Source organism: Paenibacillus sp. JNUCC32, assembly GCF_014863545.1.
In the GTDB taxonomy this organism is placed as follows: Bacteria; Bacillota; Bacilli; order Paenibacillales; family Paenibacillaceae; genus Paenibacillus_AQ; species Paenibacillus_AQ lautus_A.
This window is the reverse complement of record NZ_CP062260.1, coordinates 2,731,480-2,754,459: the sequence shown is the minus strand read 5'-3', so window position 1 is coordinate 2,754,459 and position 22,980 is coordinate 2,731,480. Positions and strand designations below refer to the sequence as shown.

19 protein-coding genes are annotated in these 22,980 nt (G+C 49.3%); 14 read left to right on the top strand and 5 right to left on the bottom strand.

Annotated elements, in window-relative coordinates; all coding sequences use genetic code 11:
- Window positions 1-183: 183 nt before the first annotated feature.
- Window positions 184-1,920 carry an ABC transporter ATP-binding protein gene (locus JNUCC32_RS12115; RefSeq protein ID WP_192572201.1) on the top strand — a complete coding sequence of 579 codons (1,737 nt, stop codon included), beginning with the start codon at window positions 184-186 and terminating at the stop codon, window positions 1,918-1,920.
- Between the two features lie 120 nt (window positions 1,921-2,040).
- Here the strand turns inward: JNUCC32_RS12115 and JNUCC32_RS12110 are convergent, their stop codons facing one another.
- On the bottom strand, window positions 2,041-2,865 hold the full coding sequence (locus tag JNUCC32_RS12110; protein WP_096775504.1) for a TerC family protein: 825 nt from the start codon (window positions 2,863-2,865) through the stop codon (window positions 2,041-2,043).
- A 275-nt stretch (window positions 2,866-3,140) separates the two neighbouring features.
- Window positions 3,141-4,055, bottom strand: coding sequence for a DMT family transporter (locus tag JNUCC32_RS12105; protein WP_192572200.1), 915 nt, complete (start codon window positions 4,053-4,055; stop codon window positions 3,141-3,143).
- Between the two features lie 127 nt (window positions 4,056-4,182).
- Here JNUCC32_RS12105 and JNUCC32_RS12100 point away from each other — a divergent pair, with 127 nt between their 5' ends.
- The 3 genes from JNUCC32_RS12100 (at window position 4,183) to JNUCC32_RS12090 (ending at window position 6,959) form a co-directional block, all read left to right on the top strand.
- Window positions 4,183-5,052, top strand: a complete 870-nt coding sequence (locus tag JNUCC32_RS12100) for a LysR family transcriptional regulator (protein WP_192572199.1) — start codon at window positions 4,183-4,185, stop codon at window positions 5,050-5,052.
- Window positions 5,053-5,209: 157 nt separating this feature from the next.
- On the top strand, window positions 5,210-5,803 hold the full coding sequence (locus JNUCC32_RS12095; protein WP_192572198.1) for an RNA polymerase sigma factor: 594 nt from the start codon (window positions 5,210-5,212) through the stop codon (window positions 5,801-5,803).
- Window positions 5,769-6,959 carry a DUF4179 domain-containing protein gene (locus tag JNUCC32_RS12090; protein WP_192572197.1) on the top strand — a complete coding sequence of 397 codons (1,191 nt, stop codon included), beginning with the start codon at window positions 5,769-5,771 and terminating at the stop codon, window positions 6,957-6,959. Before JNUCC32_RS12095 ends, JNUCC32_RS12090 begins: the two co-directional genes overlap by 35 nt.
- 62 nt (window positions 6,960-7,021) lie before the next feature.
- Here the strand turns inward: JNUCC32_RS12090 and JNUCC32_RS12085 are convergent, their stop codons facing one another.
- Window positions 7,022-7,642, bottom strand: coding sequence for a flavin reductase family protein (locus JNUCC32_RS12085; RefSeq protein ID WP_192572196.1), 621 nt, complete (start codon window positions 7,640-7,642; stop codon window positions 7,022-7,024).
- 97 nt (window positions 7,643-7,739) lie between these two features.
- Between JNUCC32_RS12085 and JNUCC32_RS12080 the strand changes: the two genes are divergently transcribed.
- Window positions 7,740-8,429 (top strand): ArsR/SmtB family transcription factor, encoded by a 690-nt coding sequence (locus tag JNUCC32_RS12080; RefSeq protein WP_192572195.1) that lies wholly within the window; start codon window positions 7,740-7,742, stop codon window positions 8,427-8,429.
- 95 nt (window positions 8,430-8,524) lie between these two features.
- On the opposite strand, the gene JNUCC32_RS12075 is transcribed toward JNUCC32_RS12080, so the two are convergent.
- A complete protein-coding gene (locus JNUCC32_RS12075) occupies window positions 8,525-9,064 on the bottom strand; it encodes an NADPH-dependent FMN reductase (RefSeq protein WP_009593544.1) in 540 nt (179 codons plus the stop codon).
- Between the two features lie 308 nt (window positions 9,065-9,372).
- Here JNUCC32_RS12075 and JNUCC32_RS12070 point away from each other — a divergent pair, with 308 nt between their 5' ends.
- Window positions 9,373-10,545: a GNAT family N-acetyltransferase gene (locus tag JNUCC32_RS12070; protein WP_192572194.1), complete on the top strand. Its 1,173-nt coding sequence runs from the start codon at window positions 9,373-9,375 to the stop codon at window positions 10,543-10,545.
- Between the two features lie 127 nt (window positions 10,546-10,672).
- Here the strand turns inward: JNUCC32_RS12070 and JNUCC32_RS12065 are convergent, their stop codons facing one another.
- Window positions 10,673-11,365 (bottom strand): DUF421 domain-containing protein, encoded by a 693-nt coding sequence (locus tag JNUCC32_RS12065; RefSeq protein ID WP_036663446.1) that lies wholly within the window; start codon window positions 11,363-11,365, stop codon window positions 10,673-10,675.
- Between the two features lie 308 nt (window positions 11,366-11,673).
- Here JNUCC32_RS12065 and JNUCC32_RS12060 point away from each other — a divergent pair, with 308 nt between their 5' ends.
- The 8 genes from JNUCC32_RS12060 to JNUCC32_RS12025 all read left to right on the top strand — a co-directional run bounded on the left by JNUCC32_RS12060 (window position 11,674) and on the right by JNUCC32_RS12025 (window position 22,976).
- A complete protein-coding gene (locus JNUCC32_RS12060) occupies window positions 11,674-11,820 on the top strand; it encodes a hypothetical protein (RefSeq protein ID WP_186326410.1) in 147 nt (48 codons plus the stop codon).
- Between the two features lie 450 nt (window positions 11,821-12,270).
- Window positions 12,271-14,181, top strand: a complete 1,911-nt coding sequence (gene thrS, locus JNUCC32_RS12055) for a threonine--tRNA ligase (protein ID WP_192572193.1) — start codon at window positions 12,271-12,273, stop codon at window positions 14,179-14,181.
- Between the two features lie 132 nt (window positions 14,182-14,313).
- On the top strand, window positions 14,314-14,823 hold the full coding sequence (locus JNUCC32_RS12050; RefSeq protein WP_192572192.1) for a ClbS/DfsB family four-helix bundle protein: 510 nt from the start codon (window positions 14,314-14,316) through the stop codon (window positions 14,821-14,823).
- 222 nt (window positions 14,824-15,045) lie between these two features.
- Window positions 15,046-16,167, top strand: a complete 1,122-nt coding sequence (locus JNUCC32_RS12045; RefSeq protein WP_192572191.1) for a glycoside hydrolase family 88 protein — start codon at window positions 15,046-15,048, stop codon at window positions 16,165-16,167.
- Window positions 16,157-18,325, top strand: coding sequence for an alginate lyase family protein (locus JNUCC32_RS12040; protein WP_192572190.1), 2,169 nt, complete (start codon window positions 16,157-16,159; stop codon window positions 18,323-18,325). Before JNUCC32_RS12045 ends, JNUCC32_RS12040 begins: the two co-directional genes overlap by 11 nt.
- 68 nt (window positions 18,326-18,393) lie before the next feature.
- The gene (locus JNUCC32_RS12035; protein ID WP_192572189.1) at window positions 18,394-20,118 is read left to right on the top strand and encodes a cache domain-containing sensor histidine kinase; all 1,725 of its coding nucleotides are present in this window, start codon (window positions 18,394-18,396) and stop codon (window positions 20,116-20,118) included.
- Complete coding sequence (locus tag JNUCC32_RS12030) at window positions 20,115-21,704, top strand: response regulator transcription factor (RefSeq protein WP_192572188.1); 1,590 nt, start codon at window positions 20,115-20,117, stop codon at window positions 21,702-21,704. The genes JNUCC32_RS12035 and JNUCC32_RS12030 overlap by 4 nt, the downstream gene beginning before the upstream one ends.
- Before the next feature lie 351 nt (window positions 21,705-22,055).
- Window positions 22,056-22,976, top strand: a complete 921-nt coding sequence (locus JNUCC32_RS12025) for a carbohydrate ABC transporter permease (RefSeq protein WP_096775520.1) — start codon at window positions 22,056-22,058, stop codon at window positions 22,974-22,976.
- Window positions 22,977-22,980: the final 4 nt, after the last annotated feature.

The following is a 22,980-nucleotide window of genomic DNA, read 5'->3' as shown; positions in this document are numbered from 1 at the left end:
TCCTAGGGGATTTTTTAATTCTAAATCATTCTTACACTCCGGATTGGGGTCATTTATCGGCTATGATGAAATTATCAAGTACAAGGAAGGGTGTTTAAGATGAGAACAACAATGGCGTTTATCATGAATCAAGTTTGGAGGGATATGAATAATTAACCCTCCGGCATAATGGAGGAGAGCGAATTGAATTCTCGGACCAAGAAATTTTTATCCTATTATAAACCGTACCTGGGGTTATTATTTGCAGATTTGGCATGTGCTTTTGTTGTTTCGGCCATTACGCTGACGCTTCCGCTCTGTATACGATACATCACCATCAACGTGCTGGAAGGGAATTCTCAAAGCCCGCTGGTTCAAATCTATGCGGTGGGTGCCGTCATGCTGGCCATGGTCATCATCCATACTCTGTGCGATATGTTCATTTCATACAAAGGACATATGATGGGGGCTTATATGGAAAGTGACATGAGACGGGAGCTGTTTGACCATTTTCAGAAGCTGTCCTTTGGATTCTACGATGAGCACAAAACCGGGCAGCTAATGACACGGACCACCAATGACATTCTGTCGCTGACCGAATTGTATCACCATGGTCCCGAAGATATCGTCATTTCCGTTCTGAAGTTCCTGGGTGCATTCATCATCTTAATGTATATCGACGTGAAGCTTACCCTGATCGTATTTCTCTTTCTCCCATTTATGGCCGCGTTTGCTTTTTACTATAATAAGAAGATGAACGCGGCGTTGCGGGTAAGCAAGGACCGGATCGAGGATATCAATGCACAGGTAGAGGATTCTCTTTCGGGTATCCGCGTGGTGAAGTCTTTTACGAACGAGCATATAGAGAAGGGGAAATTCGCCTATGCCAACAAGCGGTTCGTTGACAGCAGAAGGGAAGGGTATAAGAGCGAAACGTACTTTCACGAAGGGCTGGTCGGGTTTACCCAGCTTATTACGATTACCGTTATTGTGTTCGGCGGAGCCGCAATCGTGGAAGCCTCGCTGGAACTGGCGGATTTGCTGACCTTTTTCTTATGCATCGGCATTCTGATCGAACCGATCCAGCGCATGGTTAACTTCGCCAGACTGTACCAGGAAGGCATTACGGGATTTGACAGGTTCATGGAGATCCTGGAGGTAGAGCCCGATATCGAGGATGCCGATTTTGCCGAGACGATCACGCAGGTTCAGGGGAACATCGAGTTTCAGAATGTCAGCTTCAGATACAAGGACCGCTATGGATACGTGCTGAACCAGGTATCGCTGAGCATCAAGCCTGGCGAGTATGTTGCTCTGGTTGGTCCCTCAGGCGTAGGCAAGACCACGCTGTGTTCGCTGATTCCGCGTTTTTATGAAGTTAGTGAAGGACGCATACTGCTGGATGGGCGCGATATCCGGGAGATTACGCAGCACTCTTTAAGAAAAAATATCGGGATCGTGCAGCAGGATGTATATTTGTTTGCCGGCTCCGTCTTCGATAACATCCGGTATGGCAACATGGAGGCCAGCGAGGATGAGATCATCGCAGCAGCCAAAAGAGCGAATGCCCATGATTTCATCATGGCACTGCCGGACGGTTATGAAACGGATATCGGCCAGCGCGGCGTCAAGCTCTCCGGAGGACAGAAGCAGCGGCTCAGCATTGCGCGTGTGTTCCTGAAGAACCCGCCGATTCTCATATTTGACGAAGCGACCAGCTCCCTGGACAATGAAAGCGAGAGAGCGGTCCAAGATTCGCTGGAACGGTTAAGCGATAATCGAACAACGCTTGTCATCGCTCATCGGTTGACAACGGTACGGAATGCCCAGCGAATCGTCGTATTGTCCGAAGACGGGATCCAAGAACAGGGCACGCATGAAGAATTGCTTGCCCGTCAAGGCGCTTACGCGAATTTATATCATATGCAATTGACAATCTAAGCAAGAAGAAAGGCGATTTGTGAACGGTTGAAGCACCGTCAGCAAATCGCCTTGTCCTGTTTGATGAATCATGTTATGAAGTTGCCTCGTGCCTGGTATACATTGCACGCGGAAGAGGATTTAGCCTTGCAGCGTTTTGCCCGGCTGTTGTTCTTCCACTTCCTTGATGGCATTGTCTTCATCCTGCACTTTCTCTTTCGAAGAGCCAAACCATCCGATCACGGCAATCAGCACGAGAACGATATAGAAGGAAGCCTTCCAGATCGAGCTCTCAGGGAAGTGATGGTCGATTAGGGCTACATCAGGGTGTGCAAGGGTAATCACCGCAAGCTTGACGCCTACCCAACCAACAATCAGAAATGCCGCCACTTCCAGTCCGGGACGCTGCTGCAGCAATTTCACGAAGTAGGATGCCGCAAAGCGCATGATGATCAAACCAATGAATCCGCCCAGGAAGATGACGATGAATTGACCTCCGTCCAGGCCGCCGATGTTCGCCAATCCGCTTGGCGGCAATGCGACAGCCAACGCAACGGCTGCGAGGATCGAGTCTACGGCAAACGCGATGTCCGCCACTTCGACCTTGAAGACGGTCATCCAGAAGCCGGATTGCTTCTTGGGCTTGTCCGGTTTCGGTTTTGCGTCTTCCGTCGGTTTCTTGCCTTTAATAAAGTGTTTCAACGTGTGATTGATCGAAATGTAAAGAAGATAGAGTGCGCCGATGGCTTGTACCTGCCATACATCCACCAGGAACGAGATTAAGAACAGCGATCCGATCCGGAACACAAAGGCTCCGAGCAGCCCGTAGAATAAAGCCTTTTTGCGCTGGTTCTCCGGTAAATGTTTGACCATGATGGCAAGGACCAGCGCATTATCCGCCGCCAGCAATCCTTCCAGTGCGATGAGCACTAACAGCACCCATCCATACTCCAATAAAAGCTCCATGCCATTTCCTCCTTGTTGTATTATTGAAGGCACAAAAAAGACCTCCACCGGCAGGTGAAGGCCTTTTGAAATCAAAAAGAGACCTTCACCACAGAGTGTGTGGTAAAGGTCTCGCAAACAACGAATCGTTGCCAACAAAGCCGGGGACATTTCCCGTAATGACGACTTTGCTGTGACAGCTACTCCCCTTTAATCACGTTCCTGCATAACTGATATCGCCCTCAGTTAAGCCGTGATATAAAGATATAAATTTTTTAGAGATAAGTCAAGCTTTTTTACTTGAATTCAGCAGAATAGGACTCCAACGCAACGGGTCTGTTTTTCATGGCCGACCGTTTCCTGAAGTTCACATCAACGCTGGATAGAACAACGCTAAGAAGGACAAGCGCAGCTCCTGCATACTGGTTGGAATCCATGACCTCGTTGGCAAACCAGTATCCGAACAGCGCGGCGAATACAGGTTCCAGCGAAAATACGAGACCCGTTCGGGTGGCGGTTGTATACTTCTGGGCGATCGTCTGGAAGATGAACCCCAATCCGCTGCATACGACGCTGAGGATCAGGACAGCCGTCCATGAGTCGGTGGAGCTTGGCCATGCCGGTGTTTCCAAGAGAAGTGACGAGAGGAACGCATACAATCCGGTAAATCCCAGCTGCAGGATGCCGAGGCTTAACGCGTCGACCTTCTGCGCAGCCGTGCTGACGATATTGATATGAAGCGCATAACATAATGCCGCCGCTATGCAGAACAGGTCCCCGATCTTAAATGCAAAAGGGAGCTGGATGGTCAGCAGCGCGATGCCCGTTAAGGCAAGTAAAATACTGACGATCAGTTTCTTCTCTATTTTTTTCTTAAAGAGGAACGTATGTATCAATGGGACAAACACCACCGTTAAGCTGATCAGAAACCCGGCATTGGATGCTGTCGTTGTTTTCAGGCCAAAGGTCAAGGCCGTGAACATGATAAACAAAATAAAGCCCAGGAGCATGGCGTAACGGATCGTCTTCAGGTTAGCCCGGCGCAAGCGCGGGAAAAAAATCGCTCCTGCAAGCATAAAGGCCAATCCAAATCGTAGGGCTATCAAATTGAACGCTCCGAGCGAATCCAGTCCCATTTTCATAAAAAGATAGGACGAGCCCCAACACATGGTGATAAACAAAATCATAAGATCGGCCTTCAGCGGTTTCAAGTTCTTCTTCCTCCTTCAAGTGATTGAACAGAATCAGTATACTCACGTACAATAGACAAGTAAAACGAATGTTCTTAATAATAAACATGAGTAAAATTCATGTATAAAATAAACCGGAGGATTCCCTATGAGTATTAATAAATTCAAAGTACTAGTAAAGGTCGTCGAGCTCGGAAGCTTGACCAAAGCCGCCGAAGTGATGGGATTTACGCAGTCCGGCGTCAGCCATATGATCAACAGCCTGGAAGATGAGTTCGGATTCTCGCTGCTGATTCGAAACCGTTCAGGCGCGAAGTTGACGACCAATGGCGAGGAGATCGTGAAGACGATGCGGGAAATATTGAAATGGAACGAGCATTTGGAGCAGCAGGTGGCTTCCATTCATGGAATCGAGCTGGGAACCATTCACATCGGCACCTTTACCAGCGTCGGCGTTCACTGGCTGCCTGGGATTATCCAGGATTTCCGGCGGGATTATCCCCATATCGAGATTCGTTTGGTCGAAGGAGATTATCGGGAAATTGAGGATTGGATCGCGGAGGGCAAAATTGATTGCGGCTTTCTGTCACTTCCGACGTGGGATACATTCGATGCGATTCCTCTGCATCAAGACCCGATGCTCGTACTGCTGCCAATGGAACATCCGCTTAGCTCCGAGGACTCCATTGCCTTAGCCCAAATTGAGAATGAACCGTTTATTATGCCAAGCAAAGGCTCCGATTACGATGTGAACCGGGTGCTGGAGAAAGCCCCGACCAAGCCGGATATCAAATATACGCTTGGAGACGATTATGCCATTATGGCCATGGTGGAGAAGGGCCTGGGCATCAGCATTCTTCCCGAACTTGTGCTGCGAGGGCAGCGGCGGAATATACGGCTGATCGAATTGAAGGAAAAGAGCTTCAGATCGCTTGGCATTGCGGTAAGCTCCTTGCGGGAAGTATCTCCGGCAACGAAACGATTCTTGAATTACGTTAAGAGTTACCCGAAGCTGTAGCCGCCCGTAACGACACAGAATTATGCCCTTTCAGAGCATCCGGACTCTATTAGCGGCAGGGTCTTATTCATGCGCATTCTCCACATCAAATAAATCGTGTCACAAAATCCCTTGTTCGGATTGTTATATAGGTAAACAAAGAAGGAGGTGAGCTCGCTTGCAGCCAACCATCCCCGGGGAAGCGGAAGGAAAAAGAAAGGCCATCGAAGAGGTTATCGAACAAGTCAAAGCAGGAGACAAACATGCATATCAAGCGATCATCGTCCAGTTTGAACGGCAGATGTACACCTACTGCTACTATATTCTGAAGAACCATGCGGAGACGGAAGATGCCGTGCAAGAGATCTTTATCCGTGCTTATGAGCATCTTCATCTGTATAAGAGACAAGTATCCTTCTCTGCCTGGTTGTATAAAATGGCCTATCATCATCTGATCAATATTAAGAGAAAGCAGAATCGTTTTCTCAATCTGATCGAGCATTATAAAGAACAGCAGCCGGTGGTGACAGTATCCCAGCACGATTCGGTTGTGTACGAGCTCTTAACATACCTTACAGCAGAAGAACGCCATATATTGCTGCTCAAGGCCGTAGAACAGTATACCTTCGAGGAAATCAGCGGCATCATGGGACTCAAATCGGCAACGATCAGGAAAAAGTATGAACGCTTGCGTCATAAGTTAATGGACCGAATAAGCCAAAAAGGAGAGGTGGCACGTGGGACAATTGCCGGAACAAACGGAATACGCTGAGATGAATGCACTCGAACAAAGGATTCGCGAATCGTCTTTACCGAGAAGTATGAGTGATCAAATCATGAACCGAATTGGAGAGCGTGAAATGACAAGATTATCAACCAAACCTAAACCGAATGTTATTAAAAGAGCGATACTCGTTGCGTCCGCGGCAGCTGTGCTGGGAGGAACCGTGATCGGTTCGGGGTTTGTATCGCCGGTAATGGCAGCAACCCTGAAGCAAATTCCAGTGCTCGGTGTACTATACGAAGGAACCAGCGAAGATGCAGTGAAAGCCGCCATAGAGCAAGGGATCCTATCCGAACCTAACTTGAGCTTAACTCACGATGGCGTGACATTGAAGGTAGCTGACCTCCTATATGATGGAACCCGGTTGTCCTTTATCCTGGAGCGCGAGGGAGTGGATTTACCGGGTACAGCTTCTCCGTATATTAGCGAAGATGCTACGTTAATCGGTAATCAGGATAGTGAGTATGTTAAGTCGAGGAAAGTAGCTAAGGAAGATCAGGAAAAAGGCTATATCGAAATGCCGCGAATTCTGGTAGACGGACAAGAAGTGGCGATGGGCGAGGGGACCTTTGGAGATTATCCGCAACAGGACAATGCCTATATCGTTGAGCTTACCAAGGGTCTGAAATTACCCGATCAATTCGAGCTGACCATTCAGGCCAACGTAACTCAAGTGAACGAAACCTTCGAATTCAAGATTCCTGTAAATGTCGCTAATCCATCGATTGTCGTGAAGCCGGATCAGGCCACGAAATCGGATGGGCCATTCAGTTATACCGTCAAGCAATTGGATATTTCACCGGTATCGACCCGACTGGTTCTGGACAGTAAAGGCGAGGTGCCGGCTTCTGCAGAGCAAACAGGCGAATACAGCGCCAGCATGGTCTATTATGAGCTGGTGGATGATCAAGGAAATGTCCTGAGTCCAAGAAAATTCGAATATTTCCATAGCGAACCCCAAACCGAATATCATATCGACCAATTGTACAGTCCTCTGAACGGAACGCCGAAATCCATTACGATTAAGCCGTTTACGCTGACCGTCAATCCAAAGGATTGGAGTGTTATAGGGCAAGATCAGGATAGCGTAGGAGATAAAACCTATCTGAAGGATTTGGAAATGACCATTCCAGTCAAGCCGTAAACCACAAGCATGAGGAAGAGGCCCGCCATACATGGCGGGCCTCTTCCTTATGCTCCCGAATATTAGGTTTCGGCTCGAAAGCTTTTGCCTAATGACGGGCCGAGCCCATAATAGTGCCGGAAATTGTAGATGAGCGGACTCCATTTGCCAGGGTCAATGTGTTGTTCATTCGTTATGATGCTGCGATGGGCATGCACCTGTACAGCCTGTGTTTCGACAATGGCAAAAAAGGGCGAATCGTCAGGCAGCCGAATGTGGTTCACCTTGGCTTCAATCTGGATCGGACACTCCATGATACGAGACGGCCTTACGGCGACAGAATCCGCTGGCGTTAATCCGCTTTGCGCATACTTATCTTTTTCAAATGTAAATCCGCTCATCAGCTTGTGGTCCGGAACTGGATGTTTCCCTGTCAACGGGGCTAATCGTTCGACATTCTCCCATAAGGAAGGGTCCGGAATATTGATGACGCATTCAGGATGCCGTTCCAGGTTCTCGATCGCCTTCCCACCGAGTCCGATGCCAAGAATGATATGTTCTCCCAGCGCCCATGATGAGGAGATGGGACTGATATTGACGGTGTCATCTTCATTCAGGGTGTTGAGCAAAATAACCGGGGTTCCATAATACAGGATTTTCGGTTTAATTAGTTCAGTGTCGATCATTTGAGCGGTTTTTTTCATAAAATGTTCCTCCCATTAACGGTTCTATCCCAAATCATTGTAGAATAGAAAAGGTTCGATGCTCATCGAAATATGGATTACATCAGGAGGGATGGAGATGAATGCGAGTCCGAACATAGCACAGGTAGCCTCACTCGTAAGCGATGCATCGAGAGCGGCCATCATGACCGTCTTATTGGATGGTCGTTACCACCCGGCAGGAGAGCTGGCGTACATGGCAAATATCAAACCGCAAACGGCTAGCTTTCATTTATCCAAAATGGTTGCGGCGAATCTGGTGGCCGTCGAAAAACAGGGAAGGCATCGTTATTACGGAATAGAGAACCAGGAGGTTGCCCGGATCATGGAGAGCCTTCTATCGATAACGCCTCCCGTTGAAATAAGATCATTCAACCAAGCTTTGGAGCACGAAGCCATTCGCCATGCAAGGACTTGCTATGATCATCTTGCGGGGAGTTTGGGAATTCAATTGACGGATTCGCTTCTCAGTGCAGGGATTTTATCCGAAGTGGATCATCAATTTACGGTTACCGAAAAAGGAGAAGGCTTCTTCAAGGCGTTTCAAATCGATCTGGAACGCGTGAAGAAAAAACGCCGATCCTTCACGCACCGATGCTTGGACTGGAGTGAAAGACGTCATCACCTTGCCGGGGCGCTGGGCCATGCGCTGTTGGAAAGACTATTGGAATTGGGTTGGGTGCAACGCATTCCGAAAACAAGGGCCGTTAAAATCACGCCCGAGGGCAAGAAAGGGCTAAACGAAACGTTTCATATTGATATCGAATAGGCGCAGGTTTTCGGTATGAAGCGTGGATGCCTGAAAAAAAGGACTGCCGCCGCCTCATCGAAAGATGAAGCGGCGGCAGTCCTAATTATTAGAGATTAGCGCAGCGTCTTCAAAGCACCGCTCCAAGCAAGCACTTGGTCAAGCATGCCATTCAGATTGACAAGATGCAGATCTGCCGGTTTGAACACAGAGCCGTTCTCGAAATCAGTGAATAACGAGAGGGCAGGATGTACGCGAACGTCCGCTACGGACAGCTCGCCCAGGATTCCGCGCAGATGCTCGGCAGCGCGTGCGCCGCCAACAGAACCGTAACTCACGATGCCTGCAGCTTTATTGTTCCATGCCTCACGGGCATAATCGAGTGCGTTCTTCAATGAGCCGGAAATACTGTGGTTGTACTCCTGAACGATGAATACAAAGCCGTCCAAACTTGCAAGTTTGGTATTCCAAGCCGTTGCTTGTTCAGTCGCGTCGGCTTCGCCCAAAAGCGGAAGCTTGTAATCCGCGATATCTACGATTTCGTAGTTTGCATCTCCGCGCTCGTCAGCGATACGTTTAACCCATTCACCTACTTGCGGACTTAAACGACCTTGACGGGTACTGCCTAAAATAATACCGATATTCAATTTGGACACTGTTCTTACCTCCCGATTATTCTGAATATATTGTGATCATGGTGTGCTTGTTATTTTGCATGAGCTAATCATAATCTTAGTGGGTTATCTTTGTCAAGCAGCTTACTAAAAGTTTGTGTAAAATATTCTAAGTTTTTTGTATTCATGCACGGTTGGATATTCACCTGAAATCGAACGGTGTTTTGTATCGCATAGACAGCTGCGATGTTATACTGGTCATGTGCCTTGGAACCCACTTTTTCGTGCCGGGATCACACGCGTCATTCAGCAATTAACGTACATATGAAGATTGGAGAGGTGAAGCAAGAATGGAACTTAGACAATTAAGAACGGATGAATTTGACATCAGCACGAGTTTATCCGAATATGCCTTTCAATATACGCTGACGCCGGAGCAGCGAGAGTCCAATCAGAAGCATTTTAAACCAGAGCGATTCTGGGGAATTTTTGACGGGGAAGAGCTGCAGGCGAAACTGACCATCATTCCGCTGCAGGTCTATTTGCAGGGGAACACTTTCGCGATGGGCGGCATTGCGGGCGTGGCAACATGGCCGGAGAACCGCAGACAGGGACATGTCTCGACGCTGCTTAAGCATGCATTGCAAGAAATGAAGGGCAAGGGACAGACCCTTTCCTTCCTGCATCCGTTCTCGATCCCGTTTTATCGCAAGTATGGCTGGGAATTGTTCGCGGAATATTATAAGTACGTCATTCCGGTGTCCAAATTTCCGCGTAAAGTGGAGGTGCCGGGCCGCGTTGTAAGAGATGTAAACGACATTGCTGTACTGGATGGCATGTATCAGGCCTATGTCAGCCGGTATAACGGTACCCTAGTGCGCGAAGAGGCATGGTGGACAAGATTCGTCCTGCAGGGAGACAATCACAGCGTTGTGTATTATTCTGCCGAGGGCAAACCGACGGGCTATGCGTTATATGAGCTAAAAGACAAAGAACTGGTGTGCGACGAATTTGTTTTCCTGAATGAAGAAGCCCGAAGCGCGCTCTGGACTTTTTTTGCGAACCATGATTCCAGGATCGAGCAGGTGACCATGACGATGGTGCCGACGGATGACCAGCTGCCCTATATGCTGCCGGATCCCCGCGTTACCCGGGAAACGGTTCCTTACTTCATGGCCCGTATCGTGGATTTACAATCCTTCGTGGAGCAGTATGCTTTTGAAGCGGGGCGGGAAGCTGTCCTGACCATCGAGGTGGAGGATTCCGCAGCGCCTTGGAATGCAGGCCTGTGGAGGCTGTCGGTGAATGGAGAGGGGAAAGCGGAACTGTCGGAGCTCCCATCCGATCGAGGGGAGCAGGCGGATCTGTCTACCGACATTCAGACACTGTCGGCCTTGTTTACCGGATATAAAAGACCGCAGGCACTGTATTCCATCCACCGCCTGACCGGAGATGCTAAGGCTGCAGCACAGCTGGAAACGATGATTCCTGCAGGCCAAACCTACCTCATGGATTTCTTTTGAGAAAGGGATAACGCTTGGTGCTCCGGAAGAATATCGTCGAATTCGCTTTGTCGTTAGAATATACGAAACACACAAAAAAGCCTGGGAACCAGGCTTTTTTGCGTTGCGATCATCTAAGGGTATAAATTCAATCCTGAACCTCTTTTTTGGAGAAAACATAGAGCTTTCCGTCATCCCCATACTCCGCGTATGCGATATCTTCCAAGGATTCAAAACCTTGTTCCCGCGCTTTCGATTGAATCTCATTGTGTTCGATGTGCTTGCCCAGCATGGATTCCTCGAGCAGCCTTCCCTTGTCGACAACCGTTACCGTGAAGGGATCCGGCTTGGCTTCGATGCCAAGATCCTGGGCCGTCGGCGGCTCGTATTCGGGTTTGCGCATGACGGATAGCGAGCCGTCCGTTTCCAGAATGGCGTATTTGACTTCGGTTAATGAGAAAATATTTTGCCGTCTGAGCATGGACAGCAGCTGTTTATATTCCATGTCGTATTTATCGAGCAGCTTTTGGTTGAGCTTTCCGTTATCGATCAGAAGAACCGCCCGCCCTTCCGTTAAATAGCCGAACTTGACAAAGTGGGTGGTTGCCTTCTCGAAGAGGAAAGACATGGTTGTCCATAACGCTAGAGCGAATAACAGATGGGACAATTTTACTTTATCATCATAGAGGCTTGCCCCAACGATTTCACTCAGGATTAAGGAAGATAAGAAGTCAAGCGGTGTAAGCTGACTGATGGTTTTGCGCCCAGTAACAAAGGTGATGATCCATAGCCCGAAAAAGCTGATGATCAGTTTGACTCCTAAATCGATAAACATATCCATGGACAACCCTCCTTGGGAAGCAGTGTAATTGGTAAGTTATTAAACGTTTTCGCTTCGCGCAGAAACAAGGGAGATTTACCCGGTTAGGGTATTCATTGACGCAATGAACAATATTCAATAATCGATCTTTAAGAATGAGAGCTGCTGGTTAACAGCGGCTTTTTTGTTTTAAGCTATGGATTCATTCGTGAATTTGACAACTTCTCAATAGACGCTTGAAAGTGACGCGGCGTCATCTTGTAAGATATAATTCGTCAACGAAAATCACGGAGAATGTCATACATATCGACAAGAGGGAGATGGGAGAATTGAAAAAGGGAGATATCATTATTTACGCATGCGTCATCATCGGGGCGGGGATCGGTTTAACGCTAGACAATGCTTTTCCGGGTGTTCTGGTCGGTTTGGGTATTGGATATTTGGTCAAAATGACCCTGAAGGACGAGGAATCGTAAACATGGAAAAGATGCTGACATAGGATACATGAGGGAAGGACTTGTTATCCAAATTAACATCGAACTATCTTTGAAATTAGGTTTGACAATTAGAAAAAACTGACTTATAGTACTTTACTATCAGCAACGATCAAAGACATGATTCGTGAAACGACCTGTCCAGAGAGAGAAGCGATTGGTGAAAGCTTCTTCCGCGCTTGTTTCTTGAATTACCCCTTTGTAGCTGTGTTTTTGAACCCAGATCGGTCGTTCGACAATCGAAATGGAACTAGAAAACACCGAATCATCCCCGTTACCGGATGTCTGAATGAGGATCCGACAAAGCGCGCGGCAGTACGAGCGTTTGCCATTATCGGATCAAATTAGGGTGGAACCACGAGCTGAACGCACTCGTCCCTTAGGGATCGAGTGCTTTTTTGCGTTCAATCTAAATTTGATGGAGGGATCACAATGTCAATTGTAGTAACGCTGCAGGACGGAAGCAAGAAGGAGTATCCCGCACAAACGACGATGATCCAAATCGCGGAATCCATCCATTCAGGACTGAAGAAAAATGCGGTTGCAGCCAAAGTGGATGGCAAACTTGTGGATTTGAATCGTGAGCTTCGCGAAGATGCGGAAGTAAGCATCATTACACTGGATTCCGAGGACGGATTGTACGTATATCGGCACAGTACGGCCCATCTGATGGCTCAGGCCGTGAAACGGCTATACGGCAGTGAATCTGTTCATCTTGGGGTGGGACCGGTCATTGAGGATGGTTTTTATTACGATATGGATCTGGGGCATTCCATTACGGCCGATGACTTGATTGCCATCGAACGAGAAATGCAGAAGATCGTTCAGGAAGACCTGCCGATCCTTCGCAAGGAAGTGGGGCGTAAGGAGGCTGAACGTATATTCCAAGATGATCCGTATAAAATGGAGCTAATTCGTGAACTACCGGAGGACGAGGTTATTTCGGTATATGAGCAGGGCGAGTTCGTTGACTTATGCAGAGGGCCGCATCTTCCATCCACGGGCAGAATCAAAGCGTTCAAATTAATGAGTGTGGCGGGTGCTTATTGGCGGGGAGACTCCGACAATAAAATGCTGCAGCGAATCTACGGAACGGCGTTTCCCAAGAAGTCGCAGCTGGATGAGCATTTATTGCTGCTAGAAGAAGCCAAGAAACGGGATCATCGGAAGCTGGGAAAAGAGCTTGGCCTCTTTATGTTCTCGGAAGAAGCGCCCGGCATGCCCTTCTTTTTGCCGAACGGGATGATCATTCGCAATGAGCTGGAGCAATTCGCAAGAGGGCTTCAATTCCATCGCGATTACGATGAAGTGCGGACTCCGCTGATGATGAACAAGCGCCTGTGGGAAATGTCCGGTCACTGGGATCACTACAAAGACAATATGTATTTTACGCAAGTAGACGAGACGGAGTATGCGCTGAAGCCGATGAACTGTCCAGGACATATGTTGGTCTACAAAAACTCGCTGCACTCCTACAGAGAGCTGCCCATTCGCATATCCGAATTCGGTCAGGTTCACCGCCATGAGTTCTCAGGCGCTCTTAACGGCATGATGCGGGTGCGCACGTTTTGTCAAGATGATGCGCATATTTTTGTAAGGCCCGATCAGATCCAGGAAGAAATCAAACAGGTTATCGATTTTATCAGCCGAGTGTATCAAGTCTTTGGCTTTGAATATACAATCGAGTTATCGACAAGGCCGGAGGATTCCATGGGCTCCGAGGAACTATGGGAGCAAGCGGAGTCTTCGCTGCAGCAGGTACTGGATCAATTGGGACTGCCGTACCGGATTAATGAAGGGGATGGAGCGTTTTACGGACCCAAAATCGACTTTCATATCCTCGATTCCTTAAAGCGAAGCTGGCAGTGCGGCACCATCCAACTGGATTTCCAGTTCCCTGAAAAGTTCGATCTGTCCTATATTGGAGAAGATAATCAGAAGCATCGGCCGGTTGTCATTCACCGGGCGGTGTTTGGATCCATCGAGCGTTTTATCGGGATCCTTACGGAGCATTACGGCGGGGCTTTCCCGATGTGGCTTGCTCCCGTACAAGTGATGATCATTCCGGTGTCGGATCACTATATCGATTATTCCTTGAAGGTGAAGAAGCGTCTGGAGAGTGCAGGCATCCGGGTGAACGTCGATGTCCGAAATGAAAAGCTGGGTTATAAAATCCGTGAAGCGGGACTGTTGAAAACGCCTTACACGCTTGTCCTTGGCGAGAAGGAAATGAACTCCGATCACGTATCGGTTCGTAAACGGGGCGAGGGCGAGCTTGGCGAGATCGCGATGGATCAAGTCATTGAACGGCTTCGGAACGAGATAGATTCCAAAGAATTTTAATTCTTCGTTGTGGCTGCGGCTTTCCGCAAAGGGAGCGGGATGATCTTCGTCACCGTGTGCGACCCCAAATCATGGTATGATTTGGATGTGCCTGTTTAGCGGTACATGTTAATGATGAAGGAGAGAGTACCGTTGCAAACGTATCCGAGCAAAGAGGCTTTCATTGCTGAAATTCGACGAACGTATAAGCTGTTTGACCAAGAATTTGATGATGTCCCGGAGGATAAAAAGAATCATCGCATTGGCGAAGTCGACAGAACGCCGCAAGAAATGATCGCCTATCAGCTTGGTTGGCTGTCTCTCGTCATGAGCTGGGAGCGGGATGAACGAGCCGGCATCGAAGTTACGACGCCGGCCCCTGACTATAAATGGAATCAATTGGGGGCGCTGTATCAGCGTTTCTACCAAGCGTATGACGGCTATTCTTTGGAAGAATTGCGTAGCATGCTGAAGCAGAGGACGGATGAATGGTGCGAATGGATCAACCGGTTGACCGAGGAAGAGTTGTTTCGTCCGGGCGTTCGAAAATGGACGGTAACCAGCGCCAACTGGCCGATGTGGAAATGGCTGCACATCAATTCCGTCGCCCCTTTCAAAAGCTTCAGAACCAAGATCAGAAAGTGGAAAAAGTTCGTCGCGTAACGCTTTACCGCTTCAAGGGCAAAACGAACGATCCGAGGTTTACCTCGGATCGTTTTTTTGGTTGGATTAGAGCTGAATGGGAAGGCGGGTTCCTTTTTTACCGACTAAAGGCTGCAAAAGTCAAAATAATGCACATCAAGGCAAAAATCGGCTCTACTAGAACCGGGCGACTCTCCTTATCATGAATCGTAATCAGGATCGATTTGAAGGGAGCAAGGTGTTATGTGGAGCAATGCGATTCAAGATGCCGTAGAGAAAATCCGGAAGAACATGGATGCCTTCGGGGCAAGATTTCCCCACGTCAGCAGGGACGGAGCTTATTTGCTGAATGACAATGACGACTGGACGAACGGCTTCTGGAGCGGCCTGCTCTGGCTGTGTTATGAATACACAGGCGACGAGGCCTTTAGATTGGGAGCAAAACGAACAGTGGAAGATTTTCGCCGCCGCTTTGCAGGAAAGAAGGTGCTTGATCATCACGATATCGGGTTCCTTTATTCCTTGTCCTCGAAAGCGGAATGGATCGTCGAGAAGGACGAGAGTGCCCGCCAGTTGACGCTTCAGGCTGCGGATCTGCTGCTGAAACGCTGGCGTCCAAGCGGAGGATATATTCAAGCGTGGGGTCCGGAAGGAGACGAACAGGAAGGCGGCCGCATCATTATCGATTGTTTGATGAATCTGCCGCTGCTGTTCTGGGCGGGACAGCAAACCGGAAAGTCCCAATATCGGGAAATTGCAATCATGCAGGCGGAGAAGACAAGGCGCTATCTCGTACGGGGAGACGACAGCTCATACCATACCTTTTTCTTCGATCCCCATACGGGGGAGCCGATCGGCGGTGCCACGCATCAAGGCTATACGAACGGTTCGACCTGGACGCGGGGACAAGCATGGGGGGTATATGGCTTCGCGCTGGCTTATCGATACACCGGAAATCATGCATACCTAGATACTTCCAAACGAATGGCCAGATACTTCCTAGAGCATTTACCGGAGGATCATGTCGCCCTTTGGGACTTTAACGCTCCCGTAACCGCAGAGACTTACCGCGACAGCTCGGCTTCCGCCATCGTGGCAGCGGGCTTGCTGGAACTGATTGGACATTTGGAGGAGGGGGATCCAGAAAGAGCCGGATTTGAACAAGGATTGAAGGATTCCATGACCTCACTGGTCCGCCACTATTCCACGATCGGCCAAGAAGCGGAGGGTCTGCTGCAGCATGGCTCTTATCATGTGCGGGGCGGCTTGTCCCCGGATGATTTCATGATCTGGGGAGATTATTTTTATCTGGAAGCTTTAATTCGGCTGGAGACCGGCAGCAAGGGGTACTGGTATGAACGCTGATGCCATGGAAGCTTCGGCGAATGCTGTTTTGGAGATTTTGAACCTGAAGGATCCCGCTATGGGTTCGATGCAGGATGCAGACGATCAAGGTCATCGGCACGATTTACTGTATAAACTGCATCAATACTTCACCTGCCGGAGGACACCCGGATGGTGGATGAGCGGCGAGGATAAGCAGTATATCACCGATTACGTGAAGCAATATTGCGCAGATGGACTGGAAACCGTGATGAAGACGGCGGAAGAAGTGGTACAGCAGACGTTCCTGTTCCGTTTTCCGTGGGATATGGAACGGAGCCAAATTCCCGTTACATTTGAGGGAAGCGTGAATTGGTCCCATATTCCCGATCAAGACGCGGAGTGGGCTTACATGCTGAATCGCCACCGCTATTGGGTGGCGCTGGGACAAGCGTATGCAATGACGGGCGACGAGAAGTATGCGGAAGCGTTTTGCCGCCAGCTCGAAGACTGGATCGATCGGAATCCTGTCCCCGAAGAGCCGACGACGGATACGCTGACATGGCGACCAATCGAAGCCGGTCTGCGCAGCGCGAACTGGATCAAGGCACTTCGATACATGATCGGCAGTCCATCCCTGACTCCGCTGCTGCTCGGTAAAGCCCTGATTTCGCTTCACGAGCACGGGGAGTATCTGGCTGCTTCCTTCACCAGCTGGAAGCATATCAGCAACTGGGGTGTTCTGGAAACGTGCGGTTTATACCATATCGCACTGTACTTCCCCGAGTTTAAGAGTTCGGCACGATGGCGGGAACTAGGGGAAGAGAGACTGAATGAGACGGCCCGGCTTCAGATCATGGTAGACGGCATTCACTGGGAGCAGTCGCCAACATACCATCATGAGGTGCTGGCTTGTTATCTGGACTGCGTTCACCTCGCCAATCTCAACGGGCTGGAGCTTGACGGCCTATTCCGGCATAAGGTACGCGAGATGGCCGAAGCCTCCCTGTACTGGGCAAAGCCGAACCACAAGCAGCCGATGCTGGGAGACAGCGACGACAGCGATATCCGTTCCATACTGACCTACGCCGCGTGGTTATTTGAGGATCCCGTTTTGCGCTTTGGCGGATATGCTCTGCCGGATTACGATCATGCCTGGCTGTTCGGCATGTCGGGCATCCGGGATTACGAAGCGATGGTGCCCGCGGAGCCGCCATCCCTAAGCCGAGCTTTCCCCCATTCCGGCCATTATACGATGCGAACGGGCTGGGGCGAAGATGCGCTGTACCTTTATTTTCACTGCGGCCCGCTCGGGGGTGGCCATGGTCACGCCGATATGCTGCACATGGATCTCCATGCATACGGCCGGGATCTGCTCACCGATCTCGGAAGGTACAACTATAGCGACCTTACACCGCTGAGAAAAGCTTTAAAGGAGAGTTCAGCCCATAATACTACGGTCGTCGACGGGATCGGGTTTACCGGGGTCAAGGATACCTGGTCTTTCGATCGGATTGCCGGGCCACTGGGCTGCAGATGGATCAGCAAGCCGGAGTTCGATTATGTCGAAGGGGCGCATGACGGCTATCTCTATGGGAGTGATCCGTTGTATCCGCGCAGAAGGATCATCTTTATCAAGCCTTATTTTTGGCTGCTGATCGACAGCTTGGCTTGCCTTGAGCAGCATACCTTTACTCAGCATTTTCATTTTACGCACCCGCCAGGAGAAGTCCGGATGGAAGGGGAGTCTTTGATTTGCCGCACAACCACCCTTGGGGAGGCGAATCTGTCCATTATCCCCGTAACTGCAGACGGCCTGCGTGGGGAAGTCGGCGAAGGCATGATTTCCCGCGAATATAACCTGCTGGAACCGAATGCGAATGTGGCTTACTCCCGAACCGGGAAAGGATGCATCAGCATCATGCAGGTGCTGTATCCTCATCGTGCAGGCGATACGGCCTTGCCGCGAGTCCGTAAAGTGCCTGTTTATCGCCATACGGGCGAACGGGTTCATGACGGGCAAGCGGAAGCATGCGGGATTCAGCTGCCGGGTATGGATGAAGAGTTTATTCTCGTTGTTAGTCACCGTGCGCCGTCCGGTCATTATGACTCTTATGTGGTGGAGGGCATGCAGATCTTCGGGGAGGTTGTTCTGATGACCCTTCAAGGCAGAAATAAGCAAGCAACTGTCATCATTTAATGAATGCCGCCGGCACAAAGGACTGATAGAATAAAGAGGACTAGAGCATAAGAGAGGCGCAGAGAAAAATGTTCAAATTCACCTTCTACAAACGCATTCAGCTGTCTTTCCTTTTGCTGATCTTTATTCCGCTGATCGCGGTTTCTATCATTTCATTTGTTCTGATCCGAAATACGATGGTAGAGAAGCTGCAGCTCAGCAACGAGAATGTCCTGAACGTCATGACCGACGAGCTGAGCAAGACGATTGACGATGTCACGTTTGCCTCCCATTTTATCGTGAACGATACGAACGTTCGCAATATCCTGAAGTCATTTGCAGACACCAAACGGCTGGCTACTTATCAGGATTACGTGCATTTCAGACAGATACAGGACGTGTTCTCCCTGATAAATTCGAAGCCGCTGAATAATAACGTCCGCATGTACCTGGTCAACCGTCAGCACTTCGTCATCTCTTCCGGCACGGAGGATTTGACCGCAATCAACGGAAGCCTCGACAAGCTGATGGAGCGCGTCGATCTCAGTAAACCTGAAACCCTGCAATGGCTTGGGATGGCCGGCGGCGACTCGGCAGGAAACGGAAAAAGCTATTATATAGCCAGGGTGATCTATGACAGCCGCGAGAAGAGGCAAGTGTCCGTATTGCTCAGCGCCATTTCCGATACGTACTTCAACAAGCTGCTGGGTACGATCGACTTTGGCAAGGTGGCGCTCTTTGACGCTAACGGGGAATACATCGCAGGTCATACCGGGCTGATTCCGCTTCATACGGAAACCAAGGGCAGCGTCCGAACGGATAGAACCATATTGAAATCGAACTGGAAGCTGGCTTACGAGGCCTCGGAGAAAGAGTGGTCGGGGCAGATCTCCCGGACTTTTTATACCGGTCTTGCCGGTGTTCTTCTGCTGTTTCTGGTGTTCTCCGGGATGTCCATCCTGATGGCCAAGAGGCTCCACAGTCCGATTCACAAGCTGCAGCGCGTGGTACGCCAGTTCGGGATGGGAAACCTGGATGTCAGACTGGAGGTCAAGGGCAAAGATGATATCGCCGAATTGGGGCAGACGCTGAATACGATGCTCGATCAATTGCAGCGGTTGATTCACGATATCGAACAGGAGCAGGAACAGAAGCGGGTGATGGAGCTCGAAGCCTTGTTTATGCAAATCCGCCCCCATTTTTTGATCAACACGCTGAATTCGATCAAATGCAGCCTGATCTTGACGAAGGATACGCTTCACAGCGGCATTATCGATTCCCTGATGAGTTTGCTCCGGGCTTATCTCAAGGTTAATGAGCCGGCCACTTTACGCGAGGAATGCAAGCTGCTGGGCCATTATGTCGACATTATGAAAATCCGCAACGAAATCCCGCTTCGTTTAGAGGTCGACCTGGAACCGGAAACCGAGGGACTTATTTTGCCGAAACTCATTTTGCAGCCTATCGTTGAGAATGCCATCGTACACGGACTTGTCGACCATCAGACTCCACGCATTGAGATCCATTCCCGAAGCAGCCTGGACGGAATCAGGATTGAGATTACAAACAACGGTACAGGGGCCGAGGAAGAACTGCTCCAATGCCTTAACCGCAGGCTGGGGAAACCAAGCGAAGAGCAGGACGGAGCCTACGAGAGAGTCGGTCTGATGAACGTGGTCCAAAGACTCCGATTGACCTTCGGACCGGAAGCGAGTTTGACGCTCGCCAACCTTCCGCATGGCGGAATGTCAGTTACGTTGTACTTGCCCTTAAGTCATCATCATGGGTTTTTGCCGGAGGGAGAGGAAGAATGATGTATAGAGTAATGCTTATCGACGATGACGTTCCCATGCTCAAGGTATTGCAGCAGATGATTGACTGGGAAGCAAACAATCTGCAGATTGCCGGCAGTACGTATTCCAGCGCGAAAGCGCTGCTTATGTTTGAGGAAGTGAGGCCGGACATCGTCATTACGGATATCGGGCTGCCGCAAAAAAACGGCATGGAGCTGGCAGAACATTTTATTCGCATGAAGCCGGAGGTTCGGATTATCTTCCTGACCTGCCATGAAGATTTTCATTATGCCCAGCAAGCCGTAAAACTGCAAGCAGACGACTATTTGATCAAAGATCAGCTGACGGCCGAGCAGCTGGAAGAGAGCCTTGGCAAATCCATGCACTTATTAAAAACGCGGGCCGGTCTGATTCATCGCGAGGCGGCGAGTTACAACAGCCAGCTCTTTCGGCAGGATTTGCTGCAAAGGGTAATCAACGGCTCGCCTTCCGAGTCCACTTTGGCTTATGCGGGACAGATCGGCATCTCCTGGACGTATCCGTGGTTTATGCTGGGACTGGTCAGCATTCGGCTCTCCAGCTTTGACCAGCGTTTCAGAAAAACGGAGCTGCCGCTGATTTTATACGCAGTCTATAATATCGCGATGGAATTGTCGGAATCGTTTGAAGGCATTACGCCGTTCATGGAACAGGGGAACCTTGTGATTCTGCATAACTTCAGGGTGAATCTCGCACAGAATGCCAGTTTGCATCTGCACAATTATTTGCAGCAGCTGCGATATCAATGCGTCCACTTTCTCAAAATTCAACCGAACGTTATCGCGGTCACGGACAAAATGGAATTAAGCTCGATCGGCTCCATCTATCAGGAAATTGTGCACGGCAGGTGCGAATTTTACGAAAATACCGATTATACGATAACCGAGGTTTCTCAAATCCGATCAAGGTGGTTCCAATCCGCGCCACAAGGGTTTCTTGACGGCTACGCATCCGAGCTGGAACGAAATCTCATCAAGCAGGATCTAGACGGTATACGTTGCACGCTTCAGAAGATCGCCGGTACAGCAAAAGAACTGTCTATTGATCCAGGAGACTTTGCCAGGGATTTGTCTTCCATGCTTCGCGGCATCGAATTGATGATGTCCAGTCTCAAATTCGATGAGGATCTATTCGCCTATCTTGCTGCAGTCCGCACCTTGGATGATATGATGGAACTGGTGGAGAGAAAGCTGACCCAAATGACGGGAACCCGGCAATCGGGGGCGGGAAACCACGCTCATGAGCCGAAGCTGCAGGTGATCCAGCAGTATATCGATCAGCATCTTGACGATAACATCACGTCGATCGACATGGCACGCTATCTGTTTTTGAATCCAAGCTATTTTTCGCGATATTTCAAACGAATGACGGGGCTGACCTTCACGGATTACGTGCATCAGTACAAAATGAAGATGGCCACCAAAATGCTCAGAATGTCCGGACAAAATCTGGAGACGTTGGCCATGGGTTTAGGTTATTCGGACAGGACGTATTTTTCAAAAGTGTTTAAAAAATACGTGGGAACCACGCCGAGCGAATACAAAGCGAAGTACACCGCGCGTAAATAAGAGGACCGATAGCATTCCATTACTTATACAGAAGCATGCCGCCCGGCAAGGGCGGCTTTTTAAAGTTTTCAGCAAAGCGCAACGAAACATAAGCTCCACTTTGTGGGGCATTTTGTTCTGGGGTCCCCGCAAAGTATTCGGAATAAGCATCGAAGCTTAGGCACCACTTTGTGGGGCTTTCTGTACTGGGGTCCCCGCAAAGTATTTGGAATAAGCATCGAAGCATAGGCTCCACTTTGTGGGGCTATTATAGGTCAAAATCTTGCACATGGCTGGTCATAATCCCTCCTTCTTGACGATGGCGGATGTATTACTATAATGACAACTTACTAATTGTCGAGGTGATGCTGCATGGAGGCTGTACAACAACCAGTGCCGAAGAGCCGGCGGAAGTTTTGGACTCCCAAGCGGAAAGAGGCTTTGATCGGGTGGCTGTTTCTGGCCCCGGAAATCGTCGGGATGCTGCTACTAAACGTGTTTGCTCTTGGATTTTCTTTGTATTTGAGTTTATCCGATTGGGATATGCTGTCGGGTGTCCAGGGGATCGAGTTTACCGGATTTGATAACTACATCAAGATGTTCCATGATCCGACCATTATTCAAGCGATAAAAAACAATTTGATCTATATGGTTCTTACGGTGCCGATCCCGATTGCCATCGCTCTTGTGCTTTCGGTTTTGATTCATAACAGCGTGTTCTTCAAGAGTTACTTTAAAGTCGCGTTTTTCATTCCTTATATCTCTTCGATTATCGCAGTTGCTGCGGTATGGAGCGCATTATTCCACCCATCGCTGGGTCCTATCAACCAGTTTCTGATGGATCTCGGGATCAGCAATCCGCCGAAATGGCTGGTCGATCCGAAAACGTCGCTCTTGGCGATTTCGATTATCAGTTCCTGGGCGGGCTTGGGCTACACGATCATTATCTATATGGCCGGGCTTACGAACATTTCGAATGAAATTTATGAAGCGGCGGATATTGACGGTGCCGGTGCAATTAAAAAGTTTTTTGCGATTACGGTTCCGATGCTCCGTCCGACAACCTTCTTCCTGTTAATTACGATGTTGATCGGCTCGTTTAAAGTGTTTGACATCATCGCCTTTTTAACGGAAGGCGGCCCGAACAATTCTTCTACCGTGCTTGTATTCCGCATCTATGAGGAAGGCTTTCAATATTACAATATGGGATACGCTTCGGCCATTTCCTGGCTGCTGTTCGCGATTATCGGCCTGATTACCGCGCTCACCTGGAAAATGAGAAATGAAGAATAAGGAG